Below are 16,486 nucleotides of genomic sequence, written 5' to 3'. Positions count from 1 at the left end.
TTATCTTTTGTTTATTTTATATATAAATACAACAAGGATTGAAATAATAGTGATGAATGTATTTTGCCTCAGTTGAACGATCAACTTTCTACTGTTTTCAGTTGAACTTAAATGGAATTTCAGGTGGCTAATTCTTCTAAATTTGTCTTGGAATTCAATTCTCTATAAAAATAAAGAAAAGATGCCTTAAGACCTGGTGTTTGGAATAATCTGGTCTAATGAAAAAATCACCCTTAATTTCTCTTCTAACAACGTTATCCAGCAATGCTTATTTAAACGGGTTATGTAATACATTTGTCATGCTATTACCAATCTCGTTGATTTCTGCATTTAGTATCTTGATCAGTAACCTGCTCAATATCACTGGATACACTCAGGCCGCAGAGCACGTTTTGGTCGCGAGTGATATTATCTGGCGCCTTTTCCCGATTCTTTTGCTGGTTTACTACAGTTTATTTCTCGCTTCGTTGCACAAGCTGTCAAAAGTCACGGTGATCACGCCAGCCATGGTGATCTATTTTGTCATTTGTCATAACTGGGGTTTGTTGCAAGTAGGCACCATAGTGCCAAGCAATTATCCTCTGGCGATCATCATCCCAACCTTGGTGAGTTTGTCGATTCGTTTTGTCTCCAAGCGCGATTGGTTTGTTCAATCCAAGCTTCCGAGCGTTGTCGACCAGTCAATTAACCTCGTGCTCTCGACATTCTTGTTGGTGTTGTTCTACACCTCATTAGGTTACGCCTTAGAGTGGTTAGTTGATTTCCCCCATCTCTCAGAGTGGGCATTGCCGAAGTTGACACTCGAATGCCTTTCGCACGGTGTGATTTATGAGGTAGTCAGAAACCTCTTTTGGAGTGTTGGCATTAATGGCCATATCGTGCTCGCACCTTATAAAGCGGAGTTGTATGAGTTGACTCACAATGCTTTGCAGGTGAGTGCGCAAACCGGGAGTGAACTCCCCATCCTGACAAGTAACTTCTATGACATTTATGCAGGAATGGGGGGCGCAGGTAATACCTTGAGCTTAGTGATCTGCATGATTTTACTCACCAAGCACAAAGCGTATCGTTCTCTAGGGATCGCGGTATTGGTATTAAGCATTTTCAATATCAATGAGCCGGTGATCTTCGGTTTGCCAATTATGTTTAACCCCATTTTGATCATCCCTTTCTTGTTGGTGCCGGTTGTAGGGTTAGTGACCGCATACTACGCCACGTTATTTGGGCTAGTACCACCAGTGTCAGAGATCATCAGCTGGATGAGTCCCCCATTATGGAGTGGTTATATCGCAACCGGAGGGCATCTTTCTGCCACTCTATTGCAAGCCATTATTATCTTGGCGGGTATTCTGATTTATTACCCCTTCTTTCGTCGTATGGACCAAATAGCCAACGCTGATACCACGTTGTTTAAATCCGCTTCGGACGATTTTTTTGACTATGAAGCGTTGGACAACGGCAAAACGGCGGGGGCATTGTTTCCTGAAATGATGGAAAAATTTTCCGCACAGCAGCGCGTCGCGAAGTTGAAACTGAGTGGTGACTTTGTGCTCTTTTACCAGCCGCAGTTTGATACGGATAAGCAGCAGATCAACTCCGTTGAAGTGTTGATCCGTCATCAAGACCATTCAGGGCAGATCACACCGCCTTACTTCCTCAATGATTTTCGCTTGTTAGGACTCACATCTGAGCTGGATTTATGGGTCGTGAGGACCGCTTTATGTGAAGTGTCACCTTTAGCGAGCAATCCGTGTTTCAAAGTGTCGATTAACATCTCACCAGAAACTTGTTTAGTTGCGGATTTCGCCAGTCGTATAATTAACATGATCGAAGAGAGTGCTCTGGATTTTCATCAAGTGGAACTGGAGATCACCGAAGAGCTGCTGATTCAGGATGCCAAACAAACACAACGTGTGTTGGACAAACTCAGAGGGAAAGGGGTACAAATCGCACTCGATGATTTTGGATCTGGCTACTCATCCATAGGATACCTCTCTAAGTTCGATTTCGACAAAGTGAAAATCGACCGTTCGTTGGTGCTCAATCTGGATAACCATAAGGGCAGAGAGCTCTTTCGTTTGACCACTGAGATCGTGAAAACCACTGGAGCAGAAATTGTGGTGGAAGGGGTGGAAACCGAAATTGAGCTGAACTTTGTCTCCCAACTGGGGATACACCTTGTCCAAGGGTACTATTTTTACAAACCGATGCCATTTAGTCAGTTGATTGCATTGACGTTTGAGCAAGATTGTTTACGCGCTTCGTAAGCGCATGACATTCATCGCTATTAATCCATTGCTCTTAATCGCGGCAGTAATGCCGCTTTTTTGTGCGCCTCTCCCCGAGTCTTACTTTTGCTTACGCCTCAAGCTTGCACTTCGCTCATAGACTGACACAATCAGCCAATACTAAGAATCTTAAGGAAAAGCTGTTTATGTTACGCTCAAAGGCGATAGGGTTAGTTTTGGCATCAGCGGCTGGCGCGATACCTGCCCCATTGTTGGCGGAAGTGGGAAATACGCCTGTGTTCGGTGGGCTGTTTAACTCCAGCGAAGTGCTGAAAAATCAGGTGGTTTCATCGCTCAGTTACTCCACGCGTTTTGCCCGTGATGTCACTCTATTTACCATCGGTGGAATGACGTTAGAAACTTATCTTCTGACGCTTCCTCTTGATACCTCAGTGAAAGCGCGAGTGATGAAGCAGATTGCCGATCCCAGCTATGCCATTCCTCTAGGCTACTTCCTTTACCAATACTACGACCGTTACAGCGGCTTGGGGAATGAGGATGAGTTTCGCAACTATCTGTTCCAAGTGTACGACAAACAAGCACTCACCGGATTCCAACACTCGCTATTCCAAGTGGAACACGCTACGTCGGTCGAAACCAAGCAACATGAAAAAGATCAAGCGCACCAAGAAGGCATTAAAGTGGATGGTGATTTTATCGCTGCATTGGTGACGGTTTACGATGCATTGGTACAAATTGGCGAATGGCAAGATCAAGAAACGCTCCCTGAACAATATCGCTACTTAACACAATCGGCGGAAGATCTAGCGTTGGTGACGAAGATAGAACCCATTGTGCTGAATATTTTGCAGCAGGTGGCATCGGGGATGGATGAGGGCGAAATGAAACATGCGCTCAACGCCATTATCGAAGATGGGAAACCGGAGCACAAAAACAAGGTTAACAATAAGGCACAAGCGATTACGGTGACCCTAATTGATTTCGTTCGCCTCAATGTACTTAAAGCGTATCGCCAGTTTGTCTATCAAGATGAAAGGCAGCAAGCGCTGGATCATTGGCTGCAAGAAGCATTTGATGATGATCCCGAAGCTCTGCTGGCCTTTCTTGCTTCGCAGCAACAACGCCGACTGGCAGTGCAAGTGACGGTGGATGGCCTACAGCAAGGCTTGTTGGAGGGGTTGGTTTCACCAAATAAGCCGTTTATCTCGACGGCCTATGATAAACATCTTGAGTGGCAAGCGGGGAGTGATCAGCGACCAGATGGACAGAAGCCTGCCCACAAGCAGCAAATGCGTTTTTTACAAACCCTTGCGACACAACCGTATCAAGACCCTTATTATCTGCCTTTCTTCAAACGTTTATACCAAAACCATGAAGACTCCATCGCCAGAGTGGGCATCTCTTCAACGCCAACCATCAGTGTGAGGAATTTGCCTATCATCAAAACGGGGGCAAGAGTGGAAGGGGAGGGGGGCACTGGCATTCCCAACTTCCACTTTGTTGATCGCCATGAAGATCGCGCTTATTACTTTTTTGGTAATGATGCCCTGCAGCTTGACCGCATCATGCAGAAAAATCGCGTGCAAACCATGTTTGACCGCTTGGTTTATCTGAAAACACTCAATTGCAACGCGCAGTATGACTGGAATGCGCACACCACGTATGATGGACTGGTGAATCTTGGGGCGGGTGAAGCGCTGCGTGATTTTGGCGAAAAACGTTGTTTACGCGAGCTTAATGAGCGGGCGAAAGTGGAAGTCGTGTTGCAGCAGATGCGCAGTGATTTAATTCGAGATGTTGTGGATTACCAAGAGATACCGTTTTGGGATATCTATACACGTTTAACGAGAAAGTGGAAAATTGAACAAGATTTAACCTCATTCTCCAAGCTTGACGCGAAAGGGATGCCTGATTACACCTTAGTGTACAACCCATGGCCGGATCATTTCGCACACTTTGTTGGCCCGTTTAGTGATGAAATCATCATGCCGACGGGTGAGCTTAATCGACTCGATTACTGGCTTGGTGCGTTAGAAAACGCCTATCAACAGGCAGGGGTTTACGAAAGAACGTTATGGGGAATGGCTGGCGATCATGGCCTGTCTCCAGTCTACCGAACGCTTAACCCAGAGAAAGCGATATTCGAGCCACTTCAAGGCACTTTAGGCTATCCACTGGTGATGAGAAAGATTTCATCCGATGAGGGAGAAGGGCCGAAGATGACCAATGCTCTGAATTTCCCCTCCAATAAAGGCGTTGATGTGGTGGTGGCCTCCACTGCTGGTGGAAACTTTATGCTCGACTTTTTCAATTCCAACCAGAGCTGGCAAACTCAGCCTCTTTATCAAGAGTTGACCCAATGGCGTCCTGTGAATGCAGGGAGTGAGCCAATGATTGATATTGTCGATTGGAGCGTAAAAACCTTGGCAGACAGCTTAGATTATCTCGCTGTGCGAGAAACCGCTTGTAGCGCTGAGCATTGTAAAGTTCGCCTCATCGCGACTCGCGACGGCAAGCGGGTGGACGAGTTTGTTGAGAAGGTGGGTGAGAAATACGCCTATTTTGCAGCAAAAGGTCAGCCTTCGTTATTGGAGGTGTCTACGCTTAATCCCTATTTGCCTACATTGAGTGAAGATGAAGAAAAGCAGCGCACTCTAGCACTCCAACGTTGCCTAGGCGTTGACAGCCAACGCCCTGAAACATGGTGTGATAAAGCGCAATGGCGAGCACTAACCCGCTTCACGACTCGACCTGATTCGGTGGTTCAGTTGGCGCACCTCTATTTGGAAGAAAGAGCGGGCACCATCAACCTTTTCCCCAAAGAAGGGGTTGGTTACAACACCAAAGTACCAGGGAGACACGCTGGAGAAAGCTATCTTGAAAAAGACGCCTTTATTGGTTTTTGGGGGGCGCCAATTGGCAACAATACGACGCCTTTAACCAGTGAGGAAAATGGTTCTCTCGCACCAACATTATACGAATACCTGACGGGAGAAGGCGTAGTCGCCGGAGAAAATGGTTGGGGCTTCCCTTCTTTACTCAACAAACTTGGTATTGAATCGTTTTGATTGGTGTCTCTCTATCAAACTTCTCTATCAGACCGCTCTACTAAAATAGGCAATTACGGCTAAGATGCCGCGAATGGAAAAGGCGCTGAAAGGTGCCTTTTTCTTTTTGCTTTCTTGCCTGTCATCAACTCTCATCTAGACTGATTATGTATGGAAACAGATTTCTCGAGGGGATTATGGCAGGCCAAATCATTCAGGAATTTCATCATGTCGTGTCGGGTACCATCAGCTATGTGGTGTCAGATGTCGGCACAAAACAAGCCATAATTATCGACCCTGTTGCAGACTATTGCCTTGAATCTGGGAGGATCAGTTTTGAATCTGCAGATAAGCTTTTACAATACGTCAGAGAGAATCATCTTCATGTCGTGGCCATTTTTGAAACACACATTCACGCCGATCACCTAACGGGTTCTTTTTACCTTAGTGAATTGTTGCAAGCGCCCATCAATGTGGCTGAAGGGGCAAAGAAAGTCTACGCATGTTGGAAAGATGAGTTAGCTCTTAAAGAGCTGTATGAGTTTGAACACTTTCTTATGGATCAAGAACATCTTGAGTTTGGAGAGTCTGACCTAGAAGTGATCAATACGCCTTGTCACTCGGCGTCTGATGTGACCTTCAAAATTGGTGAGGCAATTTTTATTGGTGACGCGCTTATCCCAGAAAGCGATTGCCAGTTATGGGAAGAGAAAACCAATGTCGACCATCTACTGCACTCTCTTTATAGCCACATTCAAACCAATGGTGTTGAAGTGTATCTAGGGCATGAAGAAGAGTGTCATGGCGAGGATCGGGAGTTGATTGACGAACGTTGTGGTCATGCAGTCAGTGAAGAGCTGGTTGCATCGGCGATCAGCTATAATCTTACGGCGCGTTTGCCCACTTGAGTGAGTAAACATCAAATAGCAAAAAGCCTCATCAAATGATGAGGCTTTTTAAATATGGCTCCTCCTGCTGGGCTCGAACCAGCGACCTGCGGATTAACAGTCCGTCGCTCTACCGACTGAGCTAAGGAGGAACTATTCTGTTGTTGTATCTGGCACAACTTAATAAGTGGTGCCTCGAGGCGGAATCGAACCACCGACACGAGGATTTTCAATCCTCTGCTCTACCGACTGAGCTATCGAGGCAAATTGTTCAGCATCAGCTCAACAATGCAATGTGGCGGAGAGATAGGGATTTGAACCCTAGGTACGCTATTAACGTACGCCGGTTTTCAAGACCGGTGCTTTCAACCACTCAGCCATCTCTCCATGGGCCAAGATAATAGGGGGAACCGTGGTTGATGTAAAGTGGAAAAAGTTCAATCGCTTGATTTGTCGCCGTTTTATGTTTTGTTTGCTCTGTTTTTGCGCGCTCGGTCTCTTTTTTATTCAATCTGTTCTTCCAAAACGAAAAGTAAAAAAGGGCCGTAAGGCCCTTTGAAGAAAGAGTGTGCAGTACACATTAGAACTTGTATGTGGCACCTGCGTAGAATGCGCCTAGGCTGTAAGCAACGTCTTCCGTTACTTTGGTACCATTTAGGTCATATTCGGTACTGATACCAAAAATTTCAGCATCGTAACCCACACGGAACGCTAGGCCGTTCAATGCAGGTGGCGCGTACTCTAAACCCAAACCAAAGTGGATAGCGGCACCACTGTCACTTTCAAGTGTTTTGGTTGACTCGCTAAGATCCAATGCTGAAAGGCCAACAATACCATAAGGACGAAGGCCATTTGCAAAGGTGTAGCCAAGGTTGGCATTCAAAGAAAGAGCAGTCGGAGTCCAAGTATTTTGCGGTGTAGAAAATTTCACATCACCGTATTTGCTGTATTGTGCTTCGATACCAACGATACGGTTGAACTGATAACCGGCGATCAGTTTTAGTGCGTTACCATCGGCTTTACCGGTTACAGACTGGTCACTGTCAAATTCCGTAGAACCAGCACCAGCACCAAGGTAGAAGCCGTTTACTTTCGTGTCTGCGTGTGCTGCTGAAATAGCGCTTAGGCTCAATAACGTCAGAGCGATCGCTTTCATTTTCATTGTTATTTCCTATGTTTTATTAGGATGTCAGGCGCTTTTTATAGTGATATGTATTTCAAATCAGAATGACAGCAAGCATTGAGCTTGCTGTTTCGATTTGTGGTCTTTTTCATGAGCGCTGACAACAGTTTTCTATGCATGGTTTTAAACAACTTAGTTCTTAACTGCTTTGGTCTAGCATTGGTTTTGAACACTGTTTTATAACCGGGTGGGATAATATATAAATTTCATATTTATTGCTAGTGATATATTTGCATTATTGGGAGCTGTCTTTTGTTTTGATTTTGCTTATTTAGATGGCTCTTAATTAACTCTCTCGGTTTGCCTGAAGTGAGAATGCTGGATGAAATGATCGATCTGATCTGGAATATAGCGGCTATATATCATGCTGGTATGGCTATTTTTCGTCAAAACATGGTCAGTCATACCTGATATCTTTGTCTCCTCCACCGTGACCGTCCCATCAGACATTGTCTGTGTATCCATCAGTAAGAAGGGTCTTGCACCCAATGGAATCGTGCCTGCAATACTGCCAAGCTTTTGAGGAAAATCCCAAACATCCTCATGCATATTGAGCCCATGTTTTGGCGAATTGCCAAGCATCGCACCTAAACCAAGCTCCTGAATTTTTGTTACGATGGAAGCGCCTTTGAGCGGTGACCCTATGGCCACCACATGTGAGATTTGCTGAAGGGTAGGGCGACGTGAGGCAAGATAATGTTTGATCATCAAGCCTCCCAAACTATGGCCAACCAACACATTCCCCGTCGTCGTGCTGAGCGCTTTGTCTATGGATTGGAAAACTTTTTCTTCATCAATATTGACCGTGTTGTAGGTGAGCGTTTGTGTTTGATAGCCCAATTTTTTTAGGCGCAAGCTGAGAGGTTGCATGACTAAACCATGCATATATAAACCGTGTAATATAATGATTTTCATCGCTTCACTCTCCATCCCTTATTCCCTAGTTACCTGTAATGCCAAGCTACTTGGGGCGACCTAATATCTAGATTATCTCATCAAAAATAATGGCTTACTGTGAACAGGGTACAGCAACCAACTTTTGTACCTCTTGTTGCAGTTGATGTCGGTTGGCGTCTGTGCCTTCTATCGCTTCACCAACGTTGACGCTGATTTTCGACCAGAATCGACGTGGTAAAGAGGTGAGCGCATGCCCATGTTTATGGCTGAAAAAAGATCCCCATAATCCAACTAGCCCAACGGGAATGACAGGGACAGGATTGTCTCTGAGAATCGTTTCCACACCGGGTCTAAACTCGCCCAAGCTGCCGTCCGCTGTCAGGCGACCTTCTGGAAAAATGCAAACGAGTTCTCCGTTATTTAAGGCTTGAGCAATCTGTTTAAACGCATGTTGATAGGTTTTTTCACATTTTTTCGGAGAGCAGATGGGAATCACGCCTGCATGGCGGAACACATATTTCAGTAGTGGAATCTCTGCTATGCCTTTTGCCATGACGAAGCGAATCGGGCGTGGTGAAATACCCATTAAGATCAGTGCATCAACGTAACTCACGTGGTTCGCAACCAGCAGCGCTGCTCCTTGTTGGGGAATGCAGCTACGACCCTTAATCGTCACTCGATACATGATGTGACTAATCAGATAGCTGATAAATCGCTGGGTAAACTCGGGTACTTGGCGGTAAACATAAATGGCGACTGCCAAGTTCATCAGTGCCAACAAGGCGAACAATTGTACAATGCTCAGCTCTACCACAGTTAAGACGAAGATGGAGAGTGCTGCGGATGCCACCATAAATAGCGAGTTCATGATGTTATTGGCCGCGATAGCTTGCGCACATTCACCATCCTCTGCACGAGATTGAATGAAAGCGTACAGTGGAACAATGAAAAGCCCACCACTGACTCCCACCATAAAAAGGTCCGCCATCACGCGCCAATGCTGAGCGTTCTGGACGAAGTCAGCCGCTTGCCAATAGGCGGATGGAAATTGTGCCGCGTTGGGCAGAGCAAAAAGCAGGTCACCACCAAACACGGTAAGGCCAGCAATGCCAAAAGGTAGAATACCGAGTTCCACTTGATCAAAAGAGAGTTTTTCACACAGCCATGAACCCGTAGCGACGCCAATTGAAAACAGTGCCAGCAACACAGAAACGACTGTACTATCTGCATAGAGGTGTGTTTTTGCGAAGTTGGGGAACTGAGTCAGGTAGGTGGCGCCTAAAAACCAAAACCAACTGATGGCTAAGATCGCCATCCAGATTCCACGATTTTTCTGCGCATTCTTCAGCGTGCTCACTAAGCCAGAAATAGGTTTGAACTGTACTTTTTTAGCAGGTGTTTGCAATGGTAGTGCGGGCATTTTTTGGCTGCTGACAACGCCAAGCAACGCCAACACCAATACTAAGCCTGCGGTAATGTAGAGCCCATTTTCTAGCGCAATCAGCACGCCTGCGGTGAGTGTGCCGAGCAAAATAGAAACGAAGGTGCCCATCTCTACCCAAGCATTGCCTTTGACTAATTCGTTGGCTTTGAGTGCTTGTGGAAGCAGGGAGTATTTCACTGGGCCAAAATAGGCAGATTGAGTCCCGGTGAGAAAGAGCAGAATCAGCATCGCGATGTAGCTTTGCGTTAAAATGGCAATGGCGGCGCAGCCCATCACCAACAGTTCAATCTGTTTAAGGCGCTTAATTAATCGTGCCTTGTCCATATTGTCAGCGACTTGCCCAGCATGAGCTGAAAAAAGAAGGAAAGGTAAGATGAATAATCCTGCTGCGAGATTCACAAATAAGTCAATGGGCAGTGGAAGCTGCTCCACTTGGCTATACGTTACCATCAGCAGTAACACATTCTTATAGACATTATCGTTGAGGGCACCCAAGCACTGAGTGCAGAAGTAAGGGAAAAATCGACGCGATAAAAACATGTTAGCCTCTTTGATGTTGTTTAGTGCCTCGCTGAGTTCATTACAATCATGAAGAAAAGAACGACAGCGCTGCCACAATCCTTTGTGTCTAAATATTCAAAACGAGTACAAAAAATGCCTCGGTTTCATTTGTCTTTTTGAGTCATAGCGGGAAGGTTGTTCCCGCTCATATTGTGCTTTTTAAGCGTTTGTTTTACGGCGTAGCATCAATGCCCCCCCAAGAACAACGATGAGCCACAGAGTCATTGAACCACCACCGCTACCGCCACCACCATGCGAAGGGGCTGGTTGGGTGAACATTGGCTGCTGCTTGTCCGCGCGGCTATCCGTTATACCTCGTTGTTGGCGAAGTTCTCTTGCCGCTTGTTCCTTTTCTACACGTTGTTGGTTTGTTTTACGGATGCCATTTTGCTCAAACACGGTATCTTCGACCACAAGTAACGAGGTGTAGTCCGTGAGCAAGCCATACTCCAAGGCAATAGATTCGATTGCTTGCTCGCTTTCGTTATCATTTTGCTCCAAGTACTGCATCTTGGACTCAATATCTCGAATGGCTGAGAAGGCCCATAAACGCTCAATTTCTGGGTTTTCAAGCTGCTGTTCTGCCAGTTGGATGGTCGTTTGGTACTTGCGTGTGACGCCATCGACTTTAGCTGACAGTGTAATGGTGCTTTTACCCGCTTTGTTATAGTGACCAAAGACCGTAAGTTGCTCACCTCGATAAAGAGAATGGATGTTTTCTGGTGTCAGATCGTTGAGTTTTACCCCATCTACGTCTATGCGGATGTTGCGATACGCTTGGTGGGTTAGTTTACTGGTGACATTCATAATGTGGCCAAGAATGTCATCTGAATTGGAGATACTGGTCGCAAAGCCATTGGATACTTGCGTCATTGGTTCAAGCAGCGGTGTATTGGCGCTGTTACCCATGATGAACGTGTAGAGACGAACATCGTAGCGCTGCATCAGTTTCAGGAACTGTTTTTTCTCTGTTACACCGACATTGGCAACCCCATCGGTGACCAAAATGATCCCGGTAGTTCGGTCACTGTCTAGGCCAGATACTGCGCGTTCCAGTGCATCGTAGAGGTTCGTACCGCCGCCAGTGGCGATTTGATTGATGGTCTCAATCGCTTGTGTCACGTTATTTTGATTGACGGCGATGAAGCCGTTGGTGATCTCTTGTACTCGATTATCGAACATCAAAATTCGGAATCGATCTCCTGAGGGGAGTTTGCCTAAACCACGTTTCACGCCCTCTGTTAGGGTGGCATGCTTGCCTGACATTGAACCTGACTTATCCAGTACAAACACCCAATCTCGACCTTGTTGAATAGCGGAAAGGTCATCGCCAGGGGTGAAGGTCAGCTTGATGGTTCCGCGCTCACTTTGTTGAGGGTCACGATAGCTAACTGCTTCTAAACGACCGGGTAAACCTTCCTGTAAACGCCAATAAACGGTGATGTCTTTGTCGAGTGTAAAGGCGGTTTGCTTGGCATTCGGGCTCTGTTCTTCAGCGTTTTGCTGATTGGTCACACTGGCTTGCCATACAAGATGCTCACCTTGTGGGTTTTGCGAAATGATGGCGTTAGGATGCGCTGGCAGTCTTAAACCATCAATTGGATAGGCCGAACGTACTTCCAAGTTGAAAGAAAAAGCTTGCTCAACGTGGTTATTACGAGACCAAAACGCATCCGCTGCCGCATCGACACCACCTTCTTCCATTGGGTAAACGTAGCGACCGATGCCATGATCGATTAAGGCATCTTGAAGATAAACCAGTTTAATTTTCACGCTTTGGTTTGGTAAAACAGGGAAAACTCGGATATCAAAGCTTTTGAATTCGTTTTTGTCTGTAATGGCGGTCGAGGCCCCTTGCGCTTTTTGCTCCTGATAGAGGGTTTGCGCTTTTTCTTTACTGACGGCTTCTGCAATCACTGGGCGATCATTGATCCAATAGATAAACTCGCCCACCACCGCCTTTTCAGGAATAGGAAAGGAGTAAAGTGCTTCTAAGCTTTGATCGTTAGGGTTAAAGAACTCTTGTTCAATGGATGTCGTAGCGTAACCATCTTCAATGACGACATTAACGTGGTGAGACTGAATGGTTAGTGGTTGAAAACGGCTATCGGCCGGGGTTAACAATCCGCTAGCCAATAAGCTTGGACTAACGAGCACCGATAAGATGATGACAAGGAATGCCAGCAGTTGTCTCAGTGCCGCTTTATGGTGATGTTGAATGTTCATTTTGTTGCCTCCATGAAATAACGGTGTTGCACCGTTCCAATGGCAGGCAGAATGGCAGAAGTGACCTTTTGAGGCGATTCTAATGATGAAAGTAACGTATATTGTTACTTTTGGTGTGATTGGTGTTACTTTTCTTGCACGGTTGGCCTGTTTTCTAACTCAGAAAACATGGGAAAGGTCCAACGTCGGATGGCGAGAACCATCGAGGTGCCGTGACGATCTTCAATCGCGAGTTCACTGTCATCTTGGCAGGCGGCATAAAACTCAGTGATCAATTTTTGCAGTTTCTGCTGCATTTTTTGGTTGGTCGGCGTCGACATCAATCCGGTTGCCATGACCAATTTTTCATCCGAAGCAGAGAAGTAACTGTGGAAAAACGCCTGTTGCACCTGTTGTTGGAAAAATCGTTGGATAGGACCACCTGCAATCCAAGAAAACTCTTTGGAAATCTTAAGTTTAATTCGGTTGTTCGGTTGCAATTCAATGATGCCGAGCCGATCTAACTGAGCGAGTTTTTGAATCAATTCTGGTTGGCTAAACTGGTATTGTTGGCGAATTTCCTCAAAGGTGTAGCCATTCACCACGCAAACAGAGACCAGCAGCAGGGCTTTATCGTCGATAAGTTGCTTTTCTTGCTCATAGGTCAGCGCAACAATGCCTTGATTGTGCTTGGCCACCAGTTTAAAAAGCTCGCTCATTTCCAAGCCTGCCAACTGACAAATACGTTCCAGCCTTTCTAAGCTAATCTGGCTGCCTTCTGCGAGGAGCCGTTTCACGGAGCCTTCACTGAGTGCCAGTGAGCGAGCAATGTCAGAATAGTGAACGCCTTGCAACTTGAGTTGTTTTTTAAGCTCGGCAATCAATAAGTTACATTCTGACATAGGGGCTTTCCTTTGCGTTGGAGAAGGGCTCAGTATGCCTTGATGAAAACTAAATTGCGACAGTGACGAGAGAAAAGGGCTCCAATAAAGGGAGCCCAGAAGAGGAGTGGCTATCCTCGCTATTCTTAACGGGGAGATGAGGCGTCATCAACCAGGTAGAGAATGGATTGATAAGGTATGCCACTGTGATGCGACAAACCAATTTCACACGTGCGGCTATTGCTAAAGCCTCGCTGGCAATCACTGGGCACTTGCGCTTTTAACGGATGAACTGCGGCGGCGTTGAGTTCTGGGGTGGTGAATCCTTTATCGCCAGCCCAGCCACAACATTGAATATGTTCAGGAACAATGACGCGGGATGCGCACGCGTTGGCTAACGTTATCATGGCATTTTCCAGCCCCATGCGTCTTGAACTGCAAGTGACGTGTAACATGACGGTTTCGTTGAGTGGGGTAATGTCGAGATGTGGTAAGAGATACTTGCTGACAAAGCCTGTCGGCTCAAGCACCTCCATGGGTTGGCTAAACTGCTCAATGCTGCGTTTGGCACAAGGGCTGGTATCCATCAGCACAGGATAGGTCCCTTCTCGACTCGCCTGCCACAGTACTTCTTCCAACTGCCTGGCTTTGTTTGTTGCCAATTCGTTCATCCCTTTGCTGTCGTATGGCATGCCACAACATTGATTGCTCAATTGCGCAGGGATGATCACCTCGTATCCTGCTTTCTTTATAAGTGACAATGTCACCTCTGTCAGTGGCCGTTGATCCGGAGCGTCTGCCTGTTGCCCCATGTTACGGCTAGCGCATGAAGGCATGTATACCACTTTCTTCTCTGTTGCAGTGATAGGAAATGCGCTGCTACCAAGTGAGTGTTGATTGGCAGTAGGGTACTCTGGATACCAAATGGGAGTAGACCCTTTGGTCAGTGAGCGTAAGCCATTGGTGAGTTTGCCCACTGTTGGCGCGCCAATCACTTTACTCGCTAACTGGTTAGCACGTAGACCATTTCTGGCAATGGCGGTTGTGGTGCTGAAATGGTCCGCAGTCCATTTGGCAATGGGGGTAAACTTCTGATACTTAGCGGTACGAAGTTTTTTCACCAAATCGCCAGTATTAATGCCAACTGGGCAGCGTTCGGCACACAAACCGGTTGCTGCGCAGGTATCAATACCTTGATATTCAAAAACTTTCTCTAACTCGCTGGCTTGAATTTTTTCACCTGCCCGTTCTCTGCGCTGCAATTCTCGATAGAGCACGATGCGTTGGCGAGGAGAAAGCGTCAGTGTTCTCGAAGGGCAAACGGGTTCACAAAATCCGCATTCAATGCAGCGATCCACCAAGGGATCGGCAGCTGGCATGGGTTTGAGGTTTTCTATATGCGAGTGGGGATTATCATTGATGATGACCCCTGGATTGAGCAGACCTTGCGGATCGAAGATCGTCTTGATCTGTTGCATCAACTGGTAGCCCTCACGGCCCCATTCTAGCTCGACATAGGGGGCCATGTTACGGCCTGTACCATGTTCCGCTTTAAGCGAGCCTTGATATTTGACCGCAACCAACTCCGCAACCTCATCCATGAACTTGCCGTAGCGGTCAATTTCTGTTTGGCTATCAAACCCTTGGGTGAAAACAAAGTGCAAGTTACCTTCAAGAGCGTGGCCGAAAATGATCGCTTCACCGTATTGGAAACGATCAAACAAGGCTTGTAGGTCACGTACGCCGTTAGCTAAGTTTTCCACTGGGAAAGCAACGTCTTCGATAATCACCGTGGTGCCGACTTCACGTACTGCCCCTACGGCAGGGAACATGCCTTTGCGAATTCCCCATAGTGTCGCAACGGTCGCAGCATCGCTGGTAAACGGCACGGATTCAATGATGGTGTACTCTGCCAATGCATCCATAACAGATTTACATTGTAAATCTAACGTTGTTTGGCAGCTTGCATGAGACTCAACCAAAATGGCCGCGGCTTCGAGATCCAACGATTGAATAAAGCTGGGCATGCCCGCTTTGTCGGCAACAGAACGCATTGCGCGCCCATCCATCAGTTCGACGGCTGCCACAGGTAATTTGGATAACGTCGTTACGGCACGACAGGCTTCTTCGATGGTCGCAAAGACCAACAACGCCGAGGCTTTATTGGGGTGCTCAATGACGGTGTTATAGGTGATCTCGGCAATAAAGCCTAAGGTGCCTTCTGAACCGATCATCAAGTGTTCAATGACTTCAATCGGATCTTGGTAATCCACTAGGGCATTAAGAGCGTAACCTGTGGTGTTTTTAAGACGATACTTGTGCTTAATTTTATCTGATAATTCTTTATTATCAGCCACTTGCTGGCAAAGTGCTTCGATGCCGGAGACGAGCGAAGCGTGGCTTTGCTTAAAGGCGGCGATGCTGGCTTCATCTGCGGTGTTCAGTATGGTGCCATCACTAAAAACGATCTTCATACTGTCCACGGTGCGGTAAGAGTTTTGCGCGGTGCCGCAGCACATGCCACTGGCATTATTGGCCGCTATGCCGCCGATTTTGCAGGTATTAATCGAAGCGGGATCGGGGCCAATTTTGCGCTGAAAAGGGGCCAAATATCGATTGGCATCCGCCCCGATTACGCCAGGTTGAAGAATGATCTTATTGCCATCGTCGACAATCTCATGACCACGCCAATCGTCGGTTAGGGTGATGAGCACAGAATCAGAGACCGCTTGCCCAGACAAACTGGTACCCGCGGCGCGAAACGTGCAGGGAACATGGAGCTCGCGGCAACTTTGAATGGCAAAAATGACTTCTTGCAAATCCTTGAGTCGTAAGACGATCTTTGGCACTAAACGATAAAAACTGGCGTCGGTGCCGTAGGCTAAGCGTTTGGCCTCTTGGGTAATGATCCGCTCTTGTTCAATGCGGGTAGCAAACACCGCAGCCAGTTTTTGATAGGTGGCGTTATCTAAGTTATTGACCATCATTGCTTCCTTTGTTTTGCAGCGTTTTTCGGTTTATGTTTTTACATTGCTGCGACGTATTTGCTCTTGATGTTTTCTATTTGGGCTAAAGCATCGTGCCATGTTTGTATGAAAACGTCACAATGGCTGAGAAACAAAACCTCAACGA

Annotated in this window: 9 protein-coding genes and 3 tRNA genes; 3 read left to right on the top strand and 9 right to left on the bottom strand. The window is 46.6% G+C overall.

All coding sequences use genetic code 11. The features are described from left to right. Positions 1-218: 218 nt before the first annotated feature. From VV1_RS18885 to VV1_RS18875, 3 genes are all read left to right on the top strand, one after another. Positions 219-2,267: an EAL domain-containing protein gene (locus VV1_RS18885; RefSeq protein ID WP_011081730.1), complete on the top strand. Its 2,049-nt coding sequence runs from the start codon at positions 219-221 to the stop codon at positions 2,265-2,267. A gap of 167 nt (positions 2,268-2,434) precedes the next feature. Beyond that, complete coding sequence (locus VV1_RS18880) at positions 2,435-5,317, top strand: alkaline phosphatase family protein (protein ID WP_011081729.1); 2,883 nt, start codon at positions 2,435-2,437, stop codon at positions 5,315-5,317. Between the two features lie 176 nt (positions 5,318-5,493). Further along, positions 5,494-6,204: an MBL fold metallo-hydrolase gene (locus tag VV1_RS18875; RefSeq protein ID WP_011081728.1), complete on the top strand. Its 711-nt coding sequence runs from the start codon at positions 5,494-5,496 to the stop codon at positions 6,202-6,204. Positions 6,205-6,259: 55 nt separating this feature from the next. Here VV1_RS18875 and VV1_RS18870 read toward each other — a convergent pair. The 9 genes from VV1_RS18870 to VV1_RS18830 form a co-directional block, all read right to left on the bottom strand. Continuing rightward, positions 6,260-6,335: transfer RNA gene (locus VV1_RS18870), tRNA-Asn, on the bottom strand. Between the two features lie 36 nt (positions 6,336-6,371). Next, positions 6,372-6,447, bottom strand: a tRNA-Phe gene (locus tag VV1_RS18865). A gap of 32 nt (positions 6,448-6,479) precedes the next feature. Further along, positions 6,480-6,570, bottom strand: a tRNA-Ser gene (locus VV1_RS18860). Positions 6,571-6,763: 193 nt separating this feature from the next. Further along, positions 6,764-7,345 carry a porin family protein gene (locus VV1_RS18855; RefSeq protein ID WP_011081726.1) on the bottom strand — a complete coding sequence of 194 codons (582 nt, stop codon included), beginning with the start codon at positions 7,343-7,345 and terminating at the stop codon, positions 6,764-6,766. A gap of 303 nt (positions 7,346-7,648) precedes the next feature. Beyond that, on the bottom strand, positions 7,649-8,281 hold the full coding sequence (locus VV1_RS18850) for a PGAP1-like alpha/beta domain-containing protein (protein ID WP_172572757.1): 633 nt from the start codon (positions 8,279-8,281) through the stop codon (positions 7,649-7,651). A gap of 94 nt (positions 8,282-8,375) precedes the next feature. Next, positions 8,376-10,247: an MFS transporter gene (locus VV1_RS18845; RefSeq protein ID WP_011081724.1), complete on the bottom strand. Its 1,872-nt coding sequence runs from the start codon at positions 10,245-10,247 to the stop codon at positions 8,376-8,378. A gap of 180 nt (positions 10,248-10,427) precedes the next feature. After that, entirely contained in the window at positions 10,428-12,494 is a 2,067-nt protein-coding gene (locus VV1_RS18840) for a VIT and vWA domain-containing protein (RefSeq protein WP_011081723.1), read from the bottom strand. Between the two features lie 125 nt (positions 12,495-12,619). Continuing rightward, positions 12,620-13,375, bottom strand: coding sequence for a helix-turn-helix domain-containing protein (locus VV1_RS18835; RefSeq protein WP_011081722.1), 756 nt, complete (start codon positions 13,373-13,375; stop codon positions 12,620-12,622). Between the two features lie 125 nt (positions 13,376-13,500). After that, on the bottom strand, positions 13,501-16,341 hold the full coding sequence (locus tag VV1_RS18830) for an FAD-binding and (Fe-S)-binding domain-containing protein (protein ID WP_011081721.1): 2,841 nt from the start codon (positions 16,339-16,341) through the stop codon (positions 13,501-13,503). Positions 16,342-16,486: the final 145 nt, after the last annotated feature.

Origin of the sequence: Vibrio vulnificus CMCP6 (assembly GCF_000039765.1) — a bacterium.
In the GTDB taxonomy this organism is placed as follows: Bacteria; Pseudomonadota; Gammaproteobacteria; order Enterobacterales; family Vibrionaceae; genus Vibrio; species Vibrio vulnificus_B.
Note: the sequence above shows the minus strand (reverse complement) of the source record. Positions and strands in the feature narration are given on the sequence as shown.

Coding starts and splice junctions, on each gene's coding strand:
- VV1_RS18885 (WP_011081730.1), top strand. CDS start 219: ATGAAAAAATCACCCTTAATTTCTCTTCTAACAACGTTATCCAGCAAT.
- VV1_RS18880 (WP_011081729.1), top strand. CDS start 2,435: ATGTTACGCTCAAAGGCGATAGGGTTAGTTTTGGCATCAGCGGCTGGC.
- VV1_RS18875 (WP_011081728.1), top strand. CDS start 5,494: ATGGCAGGCCAAATCATTCAGGAATTTCATCATGTCGTGTCGGGTACC.
- VV1_RS18855 (WP_011081726.1), bottom strand. CDS start 7,345: ATGAAAATGAAAGCGATCGCTCTGACGTTATTGAGCCTAAGCGCTATT.
- VV1_RS18850 (WP_172572757.1), bottom strand. CDS start 8,281: ATGAAAATCATTATATTACACGGTTTATATATGCATGGTTTAGTCATG.
- VV1_RS18845 (WP_011081724.1), bottom strand. CDS start 10,247: ATGTTTTTATCGCGTCGATTTTTCCCTTACTTCTGCACTCAGTGCTTG.
- VV1_RS18840 (WP_011081723.1), bottom strand. CDS start 12,494: ATGAACATTCAACATCACCATAAAGCGGCACTGAGACAACTGCTGGCA.
- VV1_RS18835 (WP_011081722.1), bottom strand. CDS start 13,375: ATGTCAGAATGTAACTTATTGATTGCCGAGCTTAAAAAACAACTCAAG.
- VV1_RS18830 (WP_011081721.1), bottom strand. CDS start 16,341: ATGATGGTCAATAACTTAGATAACGCCACCTATCAAAAACTGGCTGCG.